This window comes from Marininema mesophilum (assembly GCF_900106775.1).
In the GTDB taxonomy this organism is placed as follows: Bacteria; Bacillota; Bacilli; order Thermoactinomycetales; family DSM-45169; genus Marininema; species Marininema mesophilum.
Map to the genome: position 1 here is coordinate 287,130 of NZ_FNNQ01000001.1, position 18,902 is coordinate 306,031.

Consider the following 18,902-nt stretch of genomic DNA (forward strand, 5'->3'; position numbering starts at 1 on the left):
ATTCGGAAATATTTATACCGCCGAAAAATCGGCGTGAGACACTCTTGCATATAACGATTATGAGTTACATCCCTCGACCTTGGTTTCAAACAGAGAAGCTAACTCACAGAAGAGCGCAATATCTTCATCATCGATGATGTCTGGAGCATCGCTAATTACCACGATTACCCCCACTAGATGATGCCCTCGATAAAAGGGTACGTATACCTCTGTGCACCCGCTAACCTGCTCTCGTACCACATTGCCTCTAGCCGCAGTTAAGCTGAAATAACCCTCTCCAAAACGTACAACAGGGGAAAGAGTACTATTCCCTGCACGGAAAAAACAGCGAAAAATTCCGGGAGACGTCAGATAAATACCTACATAACGGTAACCCGCCACTCTCGCATGCAATGTCTGGATGACAAACCGATACAGGCTATATACCTCACGCTCCAACCTGTCTGACACGACACCAATATCTGCACGGAGCTCATCCAGAAGGTCCGTTTTGCGCATCAGATCCATCCCCCATGCCTATCGAGTGTTCAACAGTATAGCATATCTACTAATAATATACAATGCATTGTCTTAATATTTTAGCAACTGTATTATTCTTCAGGGAAATCGGTCACCGTAAATGGCAGAGCGCCCGTTATGCAAGTAACGGTAGTACTACCTATGGGAAAGAAGGAGCTTCCCCATAACTCCACATGACATATTGTCTAATTTCATCTCATTCGTCCTAAGACTCCTGCTGATTTCCTCTACCCAACTTAAATATCCTATGAACGTCTTCCTTTTCCGTGCTAAAATATACAGGAATAGGTTCCGATGAATTCTCAAAAACTGAGGTGAGCGACGGAGTGGGCAAGAATGCTTATATTAAAATGGTGAACGGTTCCACCCAGCAAGAACTTACCCTAGACGACGTCAAGCAAGCTTTGGATCATTTTATCCATATGACCCAATTAACAGGGGAGCAGCTCGATTGGGGTTATGCCGAAAATGCCTTCCCTTACACGGTAGAAGAGCAAGTGCAAGAAGGCACTCCATACCTTTTACTTAAAGGGAATGACCCTCGGCTCTACAAATATCTCATTATTGGTGTCAGATCAGACCCTTCTTCATCTTCTGCTGTTTCTAACTGTATTCAATTGGTCGTCCCCCAAGGAGCGACCCATGGAGATACCTCCAAAGCCAATGAATTCTCCCGCTACTTAGCACGCCGTTTCCAAGCAGAGCTTCATCTGTTAAATGGCCGTATAATGTACTTTAACCCACGCAAATTATGATAATATCTCATCTCCCCACCGGCATTTGCCGGTTTTTTCATTTCTAAACAGCAATGGATTCTTTACGTCCAATTCGGCATTGTAGCACCAGCCAAATCACTTTATTATTGTTTAAGTAAACGATTTAATACATTTATATTATATTTAAAAGCTGAACAGATACTTATTTTAAGGAGGTATTTTATAGTGAGTGATCAACGATTATGGACAAAAGAATTTATCATACTGGCTCTTAGCAATTTCTTTCTATTTATGAGCTTTTACATGCTCAATCCGATAATTCCTATTTATGTAACTGATGTACTTCAAGATAACGCGAAAACTGTTGGGATAGTCTTTGCTTGTTTTACAACATTTCAGATTATATCTCGTTTAATTTCAGGTTATTTACTTGATCGTATTGAAAAGAAAATAGTTTTTCTCATAGGCAGAGTGTTGTTTTTTACTGCTGTTTTATTTTTATTTAGTATTCCCGGTTTAACTCTTCTTCTTGTTGCAAGGTGTATCCAGGGGTTAGGGGTTGGGTTAGCCACAACCGCAGGTAGTACTATAGCCCAGGATTTATTACCAGATAAAAGGCGTGCTGAAGGAACAGGGTTTTTAGGAAGCTTTACTAGCATAGCCTTAGCTATTGGGCCATTTTTAGGAATCTCACTAATGCAACTTTTTAACTTTCATATTATTTTTTTAGTATGCATTATTTTTTCTCTTTTTAGTATTTTATTAGGTTCATTCACGGAAACAAAGAAAAGGGACATAAGTCAGAAACAGAGGAAAAAACGCAATTTTATTGAGACTAAGGTACTTAGTTACTCCATTATTTCAGCTTTATATACTTGTGTATCAGGCGGTATAATGGTTTTTTTGCCGTTAATGTATCATAAATTTGGCCACATTGAGTTTGCCTCCTATTACTATGCTATATATGCCGGAGTCATTTTTATTATCAGACCCCTAACAGGAAAGCTCTCTGATAAAGCTGGTCCAAATATTTCTATCTACTCTGGCCTACTATTAGGAATAATTGGCTTATGCTTTCTGAGCCAGTCCAGCTCCCTAATCCTTGTGATATTAACAGCATTATGTATGGGGTGTTCTGTAGGGTTAATACAACCTACTATTGTTTCTATGATAGTAAAGCAAGTGCCAGCAAAAAATAGAGGCTCTGCCATAGCAACTTATATGTTAAGTAATGATTTAGGCATTATTTCAGGATCATATGTGTTAGGCTTAGTAGCTCAATTGATTGGTTATAGCCCAATGTTCCTTTCTTCCACATTAATATTGGTATGTGCATTTCTAATTTACACGTTCCTATCCGCCCGAATTTCTCAAATCCAAATGGATAAAAAGCCTACTCCATAAACGGATATAATCCATTTCTTCTTATGACATCCATATGAAGTACACTGACCTCTAAACGGTTAACCATTTACCATATCGAAGCATAGGCATACTACAGCAACGAGGTTCAAAAGGAGGAATATCCATGGTTTGTCCCGCTTTTGCGTCTTCTGCCCCCCTTACAACGGGGGTTGTTCCAGCCTTCGTCACCAGTGCTGATTTTAACAATGATGGGAATATCGATCTCGCTGTCACCAATTTTACAGATGGCACTGTCTCTGTGTTCTTAGGCATTGGAGATGGGACCTTTGGTACTCAAACCACCTTTGCCACCGGAACCTTTCCAAACGGGATCATTAGCGCGGATTTTAATAATAATGGGATTATCGATCTCGCTGTCGTTAATCAAGCAGATGACACTGTATCCATCTTGCTAGGAAACGGCACTGGAGGCTTTGGTCCTCAAACCACTTTTGCCACCGGTAGTAATCCAGTAGAGCTCACCAGTGCAGATTTTAATGAGGACGGCAATATCGATCTCGCTATCACCAATCTTCTAGGTGACACGATCTCTGTGCTCTTAGGCAATGGAGATGGGACCTTTGATCCTCAAACCACCTTTGCCACCGGAAGCTTTCCAGAAGGGGTCACTAGCGCGGATTTTAATAATGATGGCAATATAGACCTGGCTGTCACTAATCCAGGAAATGACTCCGTCTCCATCTTTCTAGGCAATGGAGATGGTACCTTTGATCCTCAAACCACCTTTGCCACCGGAACTATTCCACAAGGGATCACTAGCGCGGATTTTAATAATGACGGGTTTATCGATCTCGCTACCCCCAGTCTAATAGATAACACCATCTCCGTCTTGCTAGGAAATGGTGACGGAACCTTTGATCCTCAAGCTACCTTTGCCACCGGAGCTGGGCCATTTGCCGTGATAAGTACAGACTTTAACTGTGATGGGATTCTGGATCTAGCCGTTACCAATAGTGGTGACGACACTGTCTCTGTGCTCTTAGGTAATGGAGATGGGACCTTTGGTCCTCAAACCACCTTTGCCACCGGAGCCTTTCCACTCGGGATCAATAGCGCCGATTTGAACAATGATGGGGCACCCGACTTAGCTATCGCAAATACATTTAGTGACAATGTCTCCGTCTTGCTCGACGACTGTGTCCGTCCTTTTACTTGCTCGGATCAGGTACTACCCAATGATCCTGGAATCTGCGCAGCAACCGTCCCCTTCCCATCGGAACAATGCGTCAATGTTGCCACTTCCTGCGATCCAGATACCGTCGCGGTGGGTAACCCAACCCTAGTCACTTGTACCGCAGCCAGTAACCTAAATCCAGCGAATACAGAAGTGTGTACCTTTACGGTCACGGTTAATGATACCGAACCGCCTGTTTTTACAAACCTTAGAGATATTGATGTTGAGGCGAATAATTCCATAGGAACGATCGTGACTTATCCCGATCCCACGGTCACCGATAATTGCCCGGGTGTGATCACAACTGCTTGCAACCCTCCCTCAGGTTCCTTTTTCCCAGTGGGAGCCACGATTGTCACCTGTGTGGCCACGGATACGAACGGCAACTCCGCCACCGGATTTTTTACGATTACCGTCTTCCCTTTTGAGGAGGAGTAAGAGTTAAGTTTCCTTCTGATTTTCAATCCTCGATGGGCCACTCTAGTTCAACTTATCCTACTCTTCGAAAACTGTTTGCTTCAATGCATAAGTTTGTCTGGGATCACTGTCTGTCACCTTTGCTACTGTTCTGCTAATCCAATAATTACCACGTATTAGGATGCTAGTTTTGGTTATCGAAATCTTTCATTTTTATCATAGAAAAAGACGTTCATTATAAACGTCTTTCTGTTAGTCTCTTCTTAAGTTTTGGATGTGCCGTACTGTATCATTGGAGACACCTCTTCTTCAATCCCTCTTTGATAACCTGCTCATTATCGCCGCCAAAAATTATTTTGTCCATTTCTTCACTGTTTCTGGATTCTCTTTTACCCACTCGGCGGCTGCCTGCTCAGGCTCCTCACCCTTGTGGATCTTTAGCATCACTTGTTGCATATTATTCACGGTCCAGTAGAATTGATCGAGGATTTTATACGCCTTTGGATTCCTTCCTTTTAAATCTTTGCTGACCATGGTATTGATATGTTCCGTCCCACCATATACCTTCTTCGGATCCTTAAGGAATTTCAGTTTGTATTGTATGAATTTCCAATGAGGAACCCAACCTGTCACAACGATGGGCTTTTTCGCGTTAATCGCTTTTTTAAGTGATGCTGTCATCGCCGCATCGGATCCCTCAACTAACTTCATACCTAAATCATAGCTTTTAAGCGCCCTTTCTGTAGCCTGCATCACACCAGCACCTGAATCAATCCCGATGATTTCATTATCAAACTGGCTTTTATCTTTCTTTAAATCATCGATCGTATTTGCTTTTACGTACTGCGGCACAACTAACCCAATGTGAGCACCTTTCAGATTAGGACCTAGATTATCCACTTGATTTTTGTAGCGATCGTAATAAGCCTTACCAGTAAGAGGTAGCCAAGCAAACATAACATCCGCATTTCCTGAAGCAACCCCAGACCACATGGGCCCAGCATCTACTAGTTTCAGTTCCACTTTGTATCCTTGGTTTTCTAATACCTTTTTAATTACACTGCTACTAGCTACTTCCGATTCCCAGTTCCCAGAGGCAATGGTGATTTTCTTACCACCACCCCCTGGTACAGCCTGCTTGTATAAGCCAAAGATAATGAGAACCGCAACAGCTACCAGTGCAGTGATGGGCTTACCCCATCGACCAAGGAAGTTTTGGTTTTGACTAACACGAGTAGCTGATTTTTGCTTGCCCATATTTTGTGTTATACGGTCAAGGATGATGGCAATGATTACAATCGCCACTCCCCCTTCAAACCCTTTCCCTACTTCCAGACGACTGATCGATTGAAGAACAATCGCCCCAAGACCACCTGCTCCAATCATAGAAGAGATGACTACCATGGATAATGAGAGCATAATCGTCTGGTTAATCCCCGCAAGAATCGTCGGGCGAGCCAGAGGAAGCTGTACTTTGATCAGTTTTTGTCTTGGCGAAGAACCAAAAGCATCTGCCGCTTCAATCAAATCCTCTGCTACCTGACGGATCCCAAGATTAGTAAGCCGGATAGTTGGTGGCATCGAGAAAATGACGGATGCAATGACCCCCGGAACGGACCCTAGAGAGAAGAAGAAAACAGCGGGAATCAGATAGACAAAGGCTGGCATCGTCTGCATGAAGTCCAATATTGGATTTAAAACGTTCTGCACACGCTGACTGCGAGCAGACCAGATTCCCATCGGGATACCGATCACGATAGATATAATCGTGGCCGTCAAGACAAGGGCTATAGATTCAGCGCTTTCGCTCCAATACCCAAGATTATCAATCAATAACAACCCTAAAAAGGTAAAGAGTGCAATCGAGAGCCGACTGGCTAAAAAGGCTAGGAAGGCAATCACTAAGGCCACCACCAAAGGTGGAGCCGTATCAAATATAGTCTGAAAGAACTGAACCGTTGGTTCAATAATCCCTGTAATCAGTGCGAACAATGGCTTTAAGTTTGTTTGTAGCCATTCGACAGCCATATCGACCCAGTTATTTAAAGGTATTTTAGTAAGATACATTGTTCATTCACTCCATTTAGGCAAGCACAGCGATGATGGAACCTCTAGCTCTTGTGCAAACTTTAATTATTTAAGCGGGAAAAAGCACTTTTGTAAGCATTGATAAACCGTGATAATTCTGAATTCGGATACCCCTTGCACGACGGGAAATAGGATCATCCCGTACTTTCTTTCGATAGTTGATCATGAGGACGAAGTGGTAGTACATCAAGAATACTGATTGGTTGTTGCTATCCCATTTTCTCTTTTTATCAACCATTTCATCACCTAATACCGATGAATCGATCAGGTGAATATTAAAAGCAACAACGATTCTAATATATGGTCAGACTTGCTAAGATCAGCGGTTATATAATCTATTTTCTTTCACGCTGATAATACATAAGAAACGAACACACAGTTTGCGATGTTACATCGCTCACATCAATTATTCAACCGCTCTGCACAAAATTCCTGTAATACCAGCAAGGTTAGACTGTAAGCACGAACCGTATTTTCCGATTAACAACATAAAAAACCACTCCTCGATAAATTGTAGAGTAGTGGTCATTATTTTGCAAATCGTATCTCACTGTGACTACTATCTTGCAAAAGTGCGAAAAACTTTATTATACCGCTTCTGGTGGGTGGTACTGGGATCGAACCAGCGACCTCTACCGTGTCAAGGTAGCGCTCTCCCCCTGAGCTAACCGCCCATAAATGTAGCAAAAATGGTGGGCCCAACAGGACTCGAACCTGTGACCGATCGGTTATGAGCCGACTGCTCTACCGACTGAGCTATAGGCCCTTGATAAAAAAAAACTGGCGGAGCTGACGGGGCTCGAACCCGCGACCTCCGGCGTGACAGGCCGGCGTGAACTCCAACTTCACCACAGCTCCATATTGGTTGCGGGGACAGGACTCGAACCTGTGACCTTCGGGTTATGAGCCCGACGAGCTACCAACTGCTCCACCCCGCGATAGTGTATCCGCGTATCAGCGACAAGTTCAACTATACAGGATTTTGAGAAGCAATGCAAGGGTTTTTAAATTTTTTTCTTATTTTGATTCCAAATATAACGAACTCCATAACGGCCCCGTGGAGATCGAAAAACTTCCACTTCCTCTGGACTTTCATAACCATATACCCACCAGTCTTCCTGCATCCGGGTTGCTAAACAACGTGCTTGAAAACGAGAGCTATATAGCTTAGCCCAGTAAATCCAGTTAGACATAGAGGTTCCCCCTTATCATGCCCCCTATGTCTCACCAGCGTGAAAGACAGAAGAGACCATGTAAACATTCCTGTAGTAGTGCATTTATTCTTTGCTGTTTATGGTAGTTTCATCCCATCAGTCAAGGGGCCATTTTTATGCCCGCCGTTGCAGTACTACTAAATTCACATACACTATATCAACAACCGGATCCGTTGTTACTTTATCATCTGACCTCCATCGGACAGATGTTCCCTCCTCTTTCGCCGGACCCCTTGGGTCCGGTTTTTTTATTAAAAAGAGCCCGTACCTCTTAGGCACGGGCTCCTTCTTTATTATCCAGCATGTTGATTAGTAAGTTCTCGCTCTCTTGCTTCCTCTTCATCACGAATCCGATGAGCTAGACGGCTAGATGCAGAAGCTGCAATACTAGCTACCAAATCGTCCAGGAAGGTATGAACAGGACCATCTTGTTTGGTATCTAATTTTTTAATGATACCAATCTTATTTTTATCTAAGTAACCAAAAGTGGTTACCGCTATGCTTCCATAGCCAAACACAGAACCTAATGCCAGGGTTTCATCGCAACCAAATAGTCCTTCATCTGATTCAATAATGGATTGCAGTGGCTCTGAAAGTTTCCTTTGTTCTGCAAGCATATCTAACTCAACACCAACTAAGATCGCATGTTGAATTTCTCGCTTGCCAAGAACAGCATTCACGCTCTCTACACAATGATCCATCATGAGATCTTTACTGTAGGGAGCTTGCATGCGGAAAACAATCTCCGCAATACCTTCGATAGTGACACCTCGTACACTGAGTCGTTCTAGAGCTGCTTCCTTGACTTCTTCACTGTGCACTCGTCTTTTCATGGTTTCTCCTCCTTCAGGACTCCCTACAGAGCCTAATTTCGATTTTAACATGAACACCCTCCCATATCCAACTAGCCGCTCAACACATTCCAGGAATCCAGTAGATCGCTTTCATACATAACCGTTAGTAGGTATAATAGGAGGACCACCCTGACATTGTTTTGGTTTTATTTCCCATACATTAGCATCCCAAGGAGGGAAAAAGTATGAAATATGGTGTAGTCATATTTCCCGAGAAAAAAATTCAAGATATCGCCAACTCCTATCGTAAGCGGTATGATCCTCACTATGCTTTAATTCCGCCCCATATCACACTAAAAGAAGCTTACGATTTTGATGAAAATCACTTGAATGAAGCAACAAATCATTTGGAGCAAATCTCTCGTGAAACGGCTCCCTTTGAGATACTTTTGCATAAGGTAAGCACTTTCCATCCAACTACAAATGTCTTATATCTTGCCGTTCAAGAAAGTGAGGATATTTATAGCCTTCATGAGCAAGTGAATTCAGGAGAACTGTTTCATGAAAGTTCTTATCAATTCATTCCTCATATCACCATTGGCCAGAAACTGCCTGCAGATGAAATGCACGATATCTATGGACGTCTACGGATGGTGAATGTTCAACTAAAAACTCGAATCGATCGCTTTCACCTTCTCTACCAACTAGACAACGGTTCTTGGACCATCTATCAAACATTTTTATTAAGGGGCTAACGCCCCTTTTTTTGAAAGGATGACATTCCCCATGTCCATCGAGATATCCATCATTACAGATAAGACGGCCCAAAACGAAGCTTTATCTATCCGAAAAACGGTCTTTGTTGGTGAACAAGGGGTTCCATTAGCCCTAGAAACCGACGAACATGAGGAGCAATCTACCCATTTCATTGCAAGAATGAATGGATATCCTGCTGGCACATTACGCTTTCGCTGGCTGTCCAAGGAACTCGGTAAAGTGGAACGAGTCGCTGTCCTTTCCCAATATCGCGGAGCACGCATTGGTGTAGCTTTGATGCAAGCTGTTGAAGACTATGCTCACCAGCAGGGAGCACTTCAAATCAAATTATCTGCTCAAACAAATGCTTTACCCTTTTACACCAAACTTGGTTATCAGGAAGTAGGGAGCCCCTATATGGATGCAGGGATTGAACATATCACCATGGGGAAATCCCTTACCTCCGAAAAAGTGTAGAGAAAGAATCACTACACTTTTTCGGGGGTAAATAATAAAATATTCAATCATTTAAGAGTTATTTTAAATAGCACCTCCAACAATGGAGGTGCTATAGGGTGCTGTACACTCAACTTACTTTCGGTTGCGTTTCCGAACTTCTTCCGTGAGCCGCTTTCCTAACTCCGTCGAGTCGCCTTGAGCAGAGCGGCCATCTTTATCGATGCCCAACTCACCGGACACTTCGTTCATCATTTCTTGAAGTTTACGGTCGTCATTCGATTGACTACGTTGTTGTTTGGTTTTCTTCCATTTACCAAATCCAAACAAAGCAGACGCCCCCTTTAATGCTTGCGTTGAGTGCCCCTTTATCATTTGCACTGCTACCTTCATTTATGTCTACCTGAAACTGGCTTCTTCTGTCGCGAAACCAAACAGATCAGTCCCCCAGGGTCACATCCTGGGGGACTGATAAAAACCTTTATATTACACAGTTTCTAACTGTGGAACATCCAGACAGGGATATACGGTTTCAATATCAGTAAAATAGCTTTCGTTCTTCTTCATTATAACTGGGCCTTTCACCCAGAACCAGTTCTCCATCCATGTCGGCGGAAGACCGCGTAGGTTCATTTGTACGGGTACCCATCGCTCTCCCATATCCAATGTTGCTCCTCCTGAGGATATGGATACCCTGTATATGCCCTCCAATGGAGTATAGGTATCTTCCCCTTTTAATACACCATTTTCTTTTAACCACCGACGGGCTTCTAAAGCAAGCGGCAAACTACGGATCAAAGAACGGTAAACCTTGGCGAAGGCAGTGTAAACATCACAGATAGCCTCATCTTGCAACCATTTAAATAAACCTTTTAATGTATTGAGGAGGATCTTAGAACGAATTGAACCGGCTCCTTTTCGCTCCACATACCAAACACCAAAAAAATGGGCAAGACTTTCTTCAGTTAATTCTATCCAGGTAAAGGTTCGACCAAAGTGAGTCGCAATATATTCTTTCAGTAAAATAAGGGACTTACCATAATATTCACGAGTCTTTTCCTGAAATTTACTAACGAATTTTAATTCAAACTGACCCATTTGTTGATTCACTACATCAGGAACGACCCGATCTTCTTCTGACACTAGGGTCCCTTGTGGTAAGTGATTCTCTGGAATTGGCTCTTGCTCTAAAGTCCTAGGTTCTTCCTCTTGTATGACTGGAACAGTTTCATCGATGATCGGTGCGGCAGGAATAACCTTTTTTAACTGATCCATCTCCCGTGCACGTTGCATCAGTCCACCAACGACCTGCAAACTGTTTTTTTGTAAAAATTCTCGATTTAGTCCTCCACTTTTCTGTGCCTCATTCTTTAAGTACACATCCATCTCCCCTCTCATCTCGTCCCCGAAAGATGTGTAAGGGCCAAAGAGCTCATGGCGATTTCCTAGGCGGCAGAGGCGAGCAAACATAAGCATCCCCGGTCGCACCGGTTCAGCGAGATGAACACGGTACAATTGGTCGTCTGAAAATGAGCAGAGGCTAATACTCTCCCCATTTACTTCGCGAACTTCATAACCATCCAGACGGATATTACACATTTCTTCGGCTTGTCGATGAACTTCTGACTTATGTTCCAGGGAATCTTTCCATATTTCGACAACTCTTCGTCCATCCATATAAAAAGCGTCGAATAACATCCAAAAGCGAAAAGTAAAAGTATAATCCGCTGGAAGTGGTTGAGTCACTTCCAATTGAAGATCTTCTTTAAATGTTCGAGTCCACTGCCACTCAACTTCCCTAAAAAGACTCACTTCAAACCAACGATCCAACTCACCAAGTAACTCAGTTTTCCCTTGTAACTCCCGTTTTTCACGAAGCTTTTCAGCCGACTGAATCGCGACTACTCGTTCGCAGCATCTTTTGTACTTTTTGCCGCTTCCGCAGGGACACGGATCATTGCGTCCAGCCATAGAGACACATCCCGTCGAAGAGTTATCCTTTTCTGTAGTATATATGAAGTCTGCCGAGTTTTTCAAAAAAAATTGGAAAAGTCAGATGGATTTACCACTGTACTTGGTCTTTTATTCATAATAAAATGAGCAACCCTGCGGTGTAAAGACCCGTAAGGTTGCTCATTTTTTGTCGCTATTTGAGGATATAGGCTTTTACATTACGTCGTCCCCATTGAATCGCTTCCTTCTCTGAACTGAAGAAAAGATCAATGATATTACCGTTAACGGCACCACCTGTATCTTCAGCGACAGCCTTTCCATAACCAGGAATATATAGCTTTGTCCCGAGAGGGATTACATCCGGATCTACCGCAACAGTCCCCCGATGAGGAACGGTTCCCGTGGCAGTTCTGTTTCCTGAGGCTGTGTATCCCGTTGTCTCTGCGGCCATTGATCGTTCATATTTCAAACCAGCGATCCTGGATCCAGAAGCGACCTCGCCCCCTCCTGCTCCATTGTCAGCAGTTTGATCGCCTGAGCCAACTGTCACTAGCTCTGTGACAGGGTTCACTTTATCTACGAGTTTTTTATCCGTAACCATCGCTTTCCCATTTTTATAAATGGCAGTTACTTGATAAATGGACTTTCCTTTTTTCCCTTTTTTAGTGACTTTCTTCTCACCTTTTGGGATATCTTCATCCTTCTTTTTCTTCACATCAAAGGAAACAGCCTCTACTTTTTTCTGCACACGCTTTTCAATCTTATCGATGACAATAGCCAGATCATTGGTAATCTTCTGATCAAGAGCGGCATTCATTTGGTCATTATTATCGAGATCGACCTTCTGCTCTTTGAGAAGTTTACCAACTGTAGGCTGAGTCGTTTGAAGCCCTTCATTCTTCTTGCTACCCACCTTCAGGTTGACAGAACAATTGCAAGCGAGTTGGATATTCGTATCATCCTTCTCGATAGGGCTGTCCCATTTCTTGCTGGGTTGATACTGCTTTTTCAATTTTGCAGCATCGTAACCTTCATTCTCAAGTGCGTCTGACAGGGTACCGTTCAGAACTGACGTGCGAATTTTTTTCTCTTTATCGCTGAACGAAATCGTTACTTCCTTCTTCATCATCGCATAACCGACTGCGGTACCCGATAAGAGTAGGATGGCGACAACCCCTACCACGATCATCAGGGTTTTTTTCATCCAATTCCTCCTTCGTTATCCGACTAGCCAAAGAGACGTTATTATTATAACAGAGTGGTCAAGAATGATCTATGAAAAATTTCTCAAATTAAAACGGATCACCAAAAAAATGTCAACGCAGGCTAACCAATACATAGTTCAATCGTCAATGATACATGGGTAATTCTATTGTATATGATTACCTCCTTCCCCCATAAAGCCACTATATATTAGACCACCTTATGATACCTACGTATGAATCATTCCTTAAACATAGAAAATGGGCGGAATCGGATACTCCAGTCCGCCCATAGATTATTGTCCATTACCTGTTTGCGGCAAAGGAGGGTTTTCATATTGACGCCCTGTGTTATCGAGGGGCTGTTTTTCAGTTGGAGTAAGATCTTCCTGTGTTTGTGGTTCTTTCTTAGGGGGATCTGGCGTATATCGTGGCGAAAAGATTGTATCCGCCGCTCCGTAGATGGATATATTCAACCAACCTTTGACAGCCTTCGCTTGAATGAGCACTGGTCGATTTAACTGATTTTGAAAACGGAAATCAGGTCCCCCCCATGCCACAGTGGCATCTCGACCCTTAGGTACATAAGTCACATACTTACTGTGACTACTTCGTTGTAAAATGCGAAGCCCTGCCCGGTCAACGCTATTATAGAGCGTAGACGATGTTTGGCAAATCCCTCCACCAATTCCTTCGGTGTATTCTCCACGCACAATAATTGGAGCAGGCCGATAGCCTCGCGCGGTACTACGAACACCCACTATCTGATTAAAGGAGAAGGAACCACCCCTTGGAATCACCTGATTATGGATCGCACGCACAGATAAATCGATATTATGGGAACGATTCCAGTGATAGGTATTATAACGGGTGGTGTAGGAGGATAGCCTTTTTTCTCGAATAGATGTTAGCATCGCTGTGGTGATACGCGGTCGCCAAAGCTGCATGGGAGCTTGACGCGTTTGATCAACGTGTTCATGAATTTGATCTAACCACTGTTCGATCACCACACGATTTAATTTGCGTCCATTTGCATGAGGGATAATCCGTTCGTTTTCAAGCCGCGCATTACGAGGAGCACGATCGAACTCCTGCCCCACTTGAGTTAACCATCGATGAAAGGCCTTTCGGTCTACACTCGTAGGGTCAACTCCATCATAACCCATTTGCGTCAGATCCACTCGCCATACCTTCGATCCATCAGTGATTCCCAACCAAACGGGAGTATGGACTCTCTTCAAATTTTTTTGCCCTGGATCAGGTTTCTCTATTTGTTTGGCAACAGGGTCTCTCACTATCCCAGAGCTACACCCACATACCATTGCCAAGGTGAGTACCCATAACCATATTCTGTTTCCGTTCATCTCATCTTCCCCCTCTTCTACCCTGTAGTCTTCGTAAAAGAGGGGAAAACTCTATTGGTAAGATCATACAACCTCATAATCCCGAAGTTTATGATCATCATAGACTACTCATGCTTGAGGCAAGCTTGGATAAAAGCAGCAAAAATAACCTCAGAAATAGGGTCCTCCTTTACCATGCCCTCAGGGTGCCATTGTAAAGCGAGTAGAAAAGGGGATTTTTTCCCCTCGTAAGCTTCAATCACACCATCAGAGGAGGTTGCACATACCTGACAATCCAGCGATACTTGCCGGACAGCTTGATGATGAAAGCTATTGACACGGATTTTTCGTTGTCCGGTTATTCTGTGCAAAAGGCTACCTTCAAGTATATCGATTCCATGGGAAGGATGATTTCGCGGAGCACGTTGCGCATGCTGAAGGAGATTCTCCCGTTGTGATGGCAGATCCTGATACATCGATCCACCAAGGGTTACGGATAACAGTTGACACCCTCGACAAATGGCTAGGATCGGTTTCTTTTTTCTGATCATTTCTTGCGAGAGAAGGATTTCCATCTGATCCCGTTCAGGCTCGATCACCCCTAAACCAGGAAGAGGCTCCTCACCAAACAAGGAAGGATCGATATCCTTCCCACCTGTCAGAAGGAGCCCATCCAATTGGGTTACCAATTGCCTTATAATGCTCTCATCATTTGTAGGTGGAAGCATCAAAGGAAGACCTCCGCCGCCTAAAATCGCTTCACTGTAATCTCGTCGACAAGAACACATCCCATTTTCCTGAGAAACCGTTAAACCAATCCATGGACGCACCTGCTATCCCCCCTCTCTCTAAATATAGAGGGCTATAGGGGATATGTGACCCTATCAATGCCAACAAAATAAAAACGCCACAACTCAACCTTGCCGCGCGGTTAAGCCTGGCGCCCCTTGTCACGAATGGCGAGATTACATATCTGCATCTGCTGGAGTACGTGTGTCAAACAAGAATTTGATGGAATAGATGCCAGCCAGACCAACGATGGCATAGATTACGCGACTGAACCCGGAGGATTCGTGAATCGCATCCCCACCAAATATGGCTGATATTAAGTCCCACTGGAACAGACCGACCAACAGCCAATTTAGCGCTCCGATAATCACTAAGATCATGCTAATACGAGATAAAGCGCTCATGGTTAACCCCTCCTTTATGATAGCTCGATCATAGTATGTCAATTCATTCTGCCCCTTATCCATAAATACGAAATTTTTATGGCCATGAAAAAAGACCCGTCGGGACGGGTCTGGACTACCTTTCTGAGGAGGAATCATCATGGATTAGGATGTCTGGGCTTCTTTTTTTTCCTTCTCTTGCTTTAGACGATATTCTTCAGCTAATTTATCGATCTCTTTCTTTAATTCATCAACCATAGTCTCCTCAGGAACCTTACGGATGATTTCTCCATGGCGGAAAAGAAGACCTTCACCACGTGCACCAGCAATCCCAATGTCCGCTTCCTTTGCTTCCCCAGGACCGTTTACTGCACAACCCAGTACAGAAACTTTAATGGGTGCTTTAATTTGAGAGATGTACTCCTCCACCTCATTAGCGATCTTGATCAAATCAATCTCGATCCGGCCACAGGTAGGACAGGAGATCAGTGTAGCAGCATTGGCTGCAAGTCCAAAGGACTTGAGAAGCTCACGTGCCACTTTCACCTCTTCTACAGGGTCCGCACTTAAACTTATGCGCATGGTAGAACCGATACCATGAGAGAGGATAGCTCCCATACCAGCAGCACTTTTCACTGTACCAGAGAAGAGTGTCCCTGATTCGGTAATGCCTAAGTGTAAGGGATATTGAATCTGTTCCGCAGCCTTCTTATACGCTTCAGTCGCAAGATGAACATCAGACGCTTTCAAGGAAACAATGATGTCATGGAAATCAAGATCTTCTAGGATACCGATGTGGTACAAGGCACTTTCAACCATACCTTCCGCTGTCGGATATCCGTATTTTTCTAAAATACGCTTCTCCAAGGAACCTGCATTGACACCGATTCGCATGGGAATTCCACGTTCTTTTGCTGCTTTTACGACTTGTTCCACTTTTTCACGACGACCGATATTCCCTGGATTAATACGAATCTTATCAATTCCACCTTCGATGGCTTTCAATGCCAATCGATAATCAAAGTGAATGTCGGCTACCAAGGGGACAGTAATTTCTTTTTTGATAAGCGGGATCGCTTCCGCTGCACGCATATCTGGGCAAGCTACACGAACAATTTGGCAACCCGCTTCGGTAAGACGATTTATCTCTTCCACTGTCGCTTTTACATCATGGGTTTTGCTCATCGTCATACTTTGAATAACGACCTGATCATTACCGCCAATTTGGATATCGCCTACTTTGACCGGACGGGTCTGAGTGCGATGATACATGGTGTATCGCTCCTTTTAACTCGTGACTACACTCCGACCATTATACCATTTTGCGCCCGAAAAAAAAGGAGCCATTCTGGCCTCGGCACCTTTTCTACATAAAATGCTCACATTCAACGGATTATCGTTACCTTAGATCGATACGTGCTTGCACTGCCTGATAAACCTCTTCAGGGGTCATTCCATCCGCATTGATCACTGACATATCCGTTGACGTATCCTGCATTCCCATAACGTTTTTGTCCTCACCTGTAATCACACTGCAAGAACAACCACCCTCATCGGACATAGAAACTACTTCATATCCTTGGTTCGTAAGATATTCTCTTACATTACTTAGTCCCTCTTCTACTGCAACTCGTTGTCGTTGATTACCCATGGTTATTCACCCCTTTAATCGGTATTCCACGAATCATCCTGATCCTTCACATAAGCCACTAAGGCAACATTGGCCTCCAGGAGCTGCTTTAGTTGTTCTTCTGTTTTAGCGATTTCATGTAGAGCAGCTGTCTCACGTTGTAAGTTGGCTAATTTGAATGCATCTTTTTTTTGCCCCATCACGAATCGCCTCTCGTCAATCGTTTTTTTTGTTTCCGTGCGTACATCGATACGCCAAAAGGGATCATGCCAAACCAACGAGTTGACCAGGAGGGCTGTTTTTCCCGACGTTCTCGCCTTGCTTCTCGTCGTTCGATTTTTGGTGTATCCATATAGCGGACCATCCGTTGAGTTAAGAATTTAATATACTCCTGGGAAGACATACAATCACCCCCTGATCCTATCTTATCCAGGGGGTGATCCTTTCAATCCTGTTCATCATTTTTGAGGAGGGGAAAGAGCTTTCCACTCCTGCCAAATTCTCTCCGCTGTTTTTTGAGGAGAGCTATGGGTCGTATCTTGCTTAAAATGAGCAAAGTCGTAAAATCCTTGCCGCTCTTTTTTTAATCGCTGGACCTTTTCTGTGACATTCCCTGTAAGAAGTGGACGGGAACGGTCCCAAGATAGGCGTCGGATCAATTCCTCCTCAGAAGCATCCAGTGCAACCACCCATCCCTTTTCTTTCAATAGACGTACATTTTCGTGATTTAGGACAATCCCACCACCTGTAGTAATAATCTGAGGGGGTCTTTTTAGAAGTTGTTCAAGAACCCGTTGTTCTCTGAGACGAAACCCCTTTTCCCCCTCCTGTTGGAAGATTTCTGGGATCGTCATTCCAGCCTCCCGCTCCACCTCATGATCTGTATCTGTCACCATCAAGTGTGATCGTTCTCCGAGCAATCGGCCGATGAGACTTTTTCCTGTACCCATAAACCCTATTAAGACGAGGTGTCTTTTGTCCTGCATAATCATCCTCCATCGGCAATTGTTTCGGTCATTATAACATGGGAAAAGGCGATGGATAGACCCGTGAAACTTCACTTAATAAATGGTTTCTTACATTGTTATGTAAAGAGAAGTCCTATACAATCTTACTAAGTATTCAGTAAAGGAGCAGATAGAATGAAGTCCCCCATTATACAGGTAAATGCCTTCACTAACCGACCCTTTGCGGGAAATCCCGCTGCCGTCTGTATCCTCTCTTCTCCCCAAGACGACAAGTGGATGCAACACATCGCTATCGAGATGAACCTCTCGGAAACTGCATTTATATACAAAGAAAGCGAAGATCACTATCAATTACGCTGGTTTACTGTTTCACAAGAAGAAGACCTTTGTGGCCATGCAACATTAGCCTCCGCCCATGTACTCTGGGAAGAAGAGTTAGTAGATCCTAAAAAGCCAATCACCTTTCACTCCCGAAGTGGGCCATTAACTGCTCATCGTGAGGGTGACCACATCCGCCTCGATTTCCCAGAGGAGCCGATTACCACTCTTCCTACCATCGATCCAGCTCTACAAAAACACTATGGTGACATCATACAAACCCAGGGTTTCAATCGACTTGATCACTTTTTAGAGTTGACCTCAGAGGAGGCTGTCCTCGCTTTCCAACCTGAGGTAGCGATCAACCATTTGGTTGGTCGACGTGGATTAATTATTAGTAGCCGTTACCATCGGCAAGACGTGGATTTCGTCTCTCGGTTTTTTGCTCCGGTTCTTGGCCATGGCATTCCTGAGGATCCTGTGACTGGCTCTGCACACTGTGCTTTGGGCCCTTACTGGGCTGAACGAATAGGGAAAAAGAAGTTTAGCGCTTTCCAAGCCTCTGCTCGCGGAGGGCATTTGCGTGTCGAACTTCTAAATAATCGCGTTCATCTATTGGGTCAGGCTGTGACGATCTGGAAAGGAACATTGGAAGTTTGAGTTTCTCCTTGATAAAGGGCCAAATAAATCTTCCGCCACTGCGATCAATTCCCTCCCCTGTACCACCTTCCCTTCCTTATGAAGAAGGATAAACTGA

The 18,902-nt window shown here is 43.8% G+C and carries 21 protein-coding genes and 4 tRNA genes; 6 read left to right on the forward strand and 19 right to left on the reverse strand.

Annotated elements, in window-relative coordinates; translation table 11 throughout:
* Positions 1-57: 57 nt before the first annotated feature.
* Entirely contained in the window at positions 58-498 is a 441-nt protein-coding gene (locus BLV90_RS01200) for a hypothetical protein (protein WP_091734906.1), read from the reverse strand.
* 347 nt (positions 499-845) lie between these two features.
* On the opposite strand from BLV90_RS01200, the gene BLV90_RS01205 reads away from it, so the two are divergent.
* From BLV90_RS01205 to BLV90_RS01215, 3 genes are all read left to right on the forward strand, one after another.
* Positions 846-1,274 (forward strand): DUF1885 family protein, encoded by a 429-nt coding sequence (locus BLV90_RS01205; RefSeq protein ID WP_091734909.1) that lies wholly within the window; start codon positions 846-848, stop codon positions 1,272-1,274.
* A gap of 186 nt (positions 1,275-1,460) precedes the next feature.
* Positions 1,461-2,639: an MFS transporter gene (locus tag BLV90_RS01210; RefSeq protein ID WP_091734912.1), complete on the forward strand. Its 1,179-nt coding sequence runs from the start codon at positions 1,461-1,463 to the stop codon at positions 2,637-2,639.
* Positions 2,640-2,763: 124 nt separating this feature from the next.
* Positions 2,764-4,272 carry an FG-GAP-like repeat-containing protein gene (locus BLV90_RS01215; RefSeq protein WP_091734915.1) on the forward strand — a complete coding sequence of 503 codons (1,509 nt, stop codon included), beginning with the start codon at positions 2,764-2,766 and terminating at the stop codon, positions 4,270-4,272.
* Between the two features lie 330 nt (positions 4,273-4,602).
* On the opposite strand, the gene BLV90_RS01220 is transcribed toward BLV90_RS01215, so the two are convergent.
* From BLV90_RS01220 to BLV90_RS01255, 7 genes are all read right to left on the reverse strand, one after another.
* Positions 4,603-6,318, reverse strand: coding sequence for an ABC transporter permease/substrate binding protein (locus BLV90_RS01220; RefSeq protein ID WP_091734918.1), 1,716 nt, complete (start codon positions 6,316-6,318; stop codon positions 4,603-4,605).
* A 620-nt stretch (positions 6,319-6,938) separates the two neighbouring features.
* Positions 6,939-7,013 (reverse strand) — tRNA-Val (locus tag BLV90_RS01230).
* A 16-nt stretch (positions 7,014-7,029) separates the two neighbouring features.
* A tRNA-Ile gene (locus BLV90_RS01235) sits at positions 7,030-7,105 on the reverse strand.
* A gap of 15 nt (positions 7,106-7,120) precedes the next feature.
* Positions 7,121-7,197: transfer RNA gene (locus BLV90_RS01240), tRNA-Asp, on the reverse strand.
* A 4-nt stretch (positions 7,198-7,201) separates the two neighbouring features.
* Positions 7,202-7,277: transfer RNA gene (locus tag BLV90_RS01245), tRNA-Met, on the reverse strand.
* Positions 7,278-7,343: 66 nt separating this feature from the next.
* On the reverse strand, positions 7,344-7,532 hold the full coding sequence (locus BLV90_RS01250) for a hypothetical protein (RefSeq protein WP_091734924.1): 189 nt from the start codon (positions 7,530-7,532) through the stop codon (positions 7,344-7,346).
* Between the two features lie 314 nt (positions 7,533-7,846).
* Positions 7,847-8,386 (reverse strand): phosphatidylglycerophosphatase A family protein, encoded by a 540-nt coding sequence (locus tag BLV90_RS01255; protein ID WP_091735422.1) that lies wholly within the window; start codon positions 8,384-8,386, stop codon positions 7,847-7,849.
* Positions 8,387-8,592: 206 nt separating this feature from the next.
* On the opposite strand from BLV90_RS01255, the gene BLV90_RS01260 reads away from it, so the two are divergent.
* Together BLV90_RS01260 and BLV90_RS01265 are read left to right on the forward strand one after the other, a co-directional pair.
* A complete protein-coding gene (locus BLV90_RS01260) occupies positions 8,593-9,102 on the forward strand; it encodes a 2'-5' RNA ligase family protein (protein WP_091734927.1) in 510 nt (169 codons plus the stop codon).
* A gap of 31 nt (positions 9,103-9,133) precedes the next feature.
* Complete coding sequence (locus tag BLV90_RS01265; RefSeq protein ID WP_091734930.1) at positions 9,134-9,580, forward strand: GNAT family N-acetyltransferase; 447 nt, start codon at positions 9,134-9,136, stop codon at positions 9,578-9,580.
* A 114-nt stretch (positions 9,581-9,694) separates the two neighbouring features.
* On the opposite strand, the gene BLV90_RS01270 is transcribed toward BLV90_RS01265, so the two are convergent.
* From BLV90_RS01270 to BLV90_RS01315, 11 genes are all read right to left on the reverse strand, one after another.
* Positions 9,695-9,952: a hypothetical protein gene (locus BLV90_RS01270; RefSeq protein WP_143034966.1), complete on the reverse strand. Its 258-nt coding sequence runs from the start codon at positions 9,950-9,952 to the stop codon at positions 9,695-9,697.
* A gap of 93 nt (positions 9,953-10,045) precedes the next feature.
* Positions 10,046-11,530, reverse strand: a complete 1,485-nt coding sequence (locus BLV90_RS16385) for a YecA family protein (protein WP_218142272.1) — start codon at positions 11,528-11,530, stop codon at positions 10,046-10,048.
* 175 nt (positions 11,531-11,705) lie between these two features.
* Positions 11,706-12,716 (reverse strand): 3D domain-containing protein, encoded by a 1,011-nt coding sequence (locus BLV90_RS16085; RefSeq protein ID WP_218142273.1) that lies wholly within the window; start codon positions 12,714-12,716, stop codon positions 11,706-11,708.
* Positions 12,717-13,010: 294 nt separating this feature from the next.
* Complete coding sequence (locus tag BLV90_RS01285; RefSeq protein ID WP_091734936.1) at positions 13,011-14,078, reverse strand: VanW family protein; 1,068 nt, start codon at positions 14,076-14,078, stop codon at positions 13,011-13,013.
* Positions 14,079-14,182: 104 nt separating this feature from the next.
* Entirely contained in the window at positions 14,183-14,887 is a 705-nt protein-coding gene (locus BLV90_RS01290) for a gamma-glutamyl-gamma-aminobutyrate hydrolase family protein (protein ID WP_091734937.1), read from the reverse strand.
* Positions 14,888-15,022: 135 nt separating this feature from the next.
* Positions 15,023-15,250: a DUF378 domain-containing protein gene (locus BLV90_RS01295; RefSeq protein ID WP_091735429.1), complete on the reverse strand. Its 228-nt coding sequence runs from the start codon at positions 15,248-15,250 to the stop codon at positions 15,023-15,025.
* A 144-nt stretch (positions 15,251-15,394) separates the two neighbouring features.
* Positions 15,395-16,501 (reverse strand): flavodoxin-dependent (E)-4-hydroxy-3-methylbut-2-enyl-diphosphate synthase, encoded by a 1,107-nt coding sequence (gene ispG, locus BLV90_RS01300; RefSeq protein WP_091734941.1) that lies wholly within the window; start codon positions 16,499-16,501, stop codon positions 15,395-15,397.
* Positions 16,502-16,628: 127 nt separating this feature from the next.
* On the reverse strand, positions 16,629-16,880 hold the full coding sequence (locus tag BLV90_RS01305; protein WP_091734944.1) for a YkuS family protein: 252 nt from the start codon (positions 16,878-16,880) through the stop codon (positions 16,629-16,631).
* Positions 16,881-16,894: 14 nt separating this feature from the next.
* Complete coding sequence (locus BLV90_RS16090) at positions 16,895-17,059, reverse strand: hypothetical protein (RefSeq protein ID WP_177167834.1); 165 nt, start codon at positions 17,057-17,059, stop codon at positions 16,895-16,897.
* Positions 17,059-17,262, reverse strand: coding sequence for a YqzE family protein (locus tag BLV90_RS01310; RefSeq protein ID WP_091734947.1), 204 nt, complete (start codon positions 17,260-17,262; stop codon positions 17,059-17,061). The genes BLV90_RS16090 and BLV90_RS01310 overlap by 1 nt, the downstream gene beginning before the upstream one ends.
* Before the next feature lie 55 nt (positions 17,263-17,317).
* Positions 17,318-17,845: a shikimate kinase gene (locus tag BLV90_RS01315; protein ID WP_245726204.1), complete on the reverse strand. Its 528-nt coding sequence runs from the start codon at positions 17,843-17,845 to the stop codon at positions 17,318-17,320.
* Positions 17,846-18,001: 156 nt separating this feature from the next.
* Here BLV90_RS01315 and BLV90_RS01320 point away from each other — a divergent pair, with 156 nt between their 5' ends.
* Positions 18,002-18,805 carry a PhzF family phenazine biosynthesis protein gene (locus BLV90_RS01320; RefSeq protein ID WP_091734952.1) on the forward strand — a complete coding sequence of 268 codons (804 nt, stop codon included), beginning with the start codon at positions 18,002-18,004 and terminating at the stop codon, positions 18,803-18,805.
* The last annotated feature ends 97 nt before the right edge of the window (positions 18,806-18,902 follow it).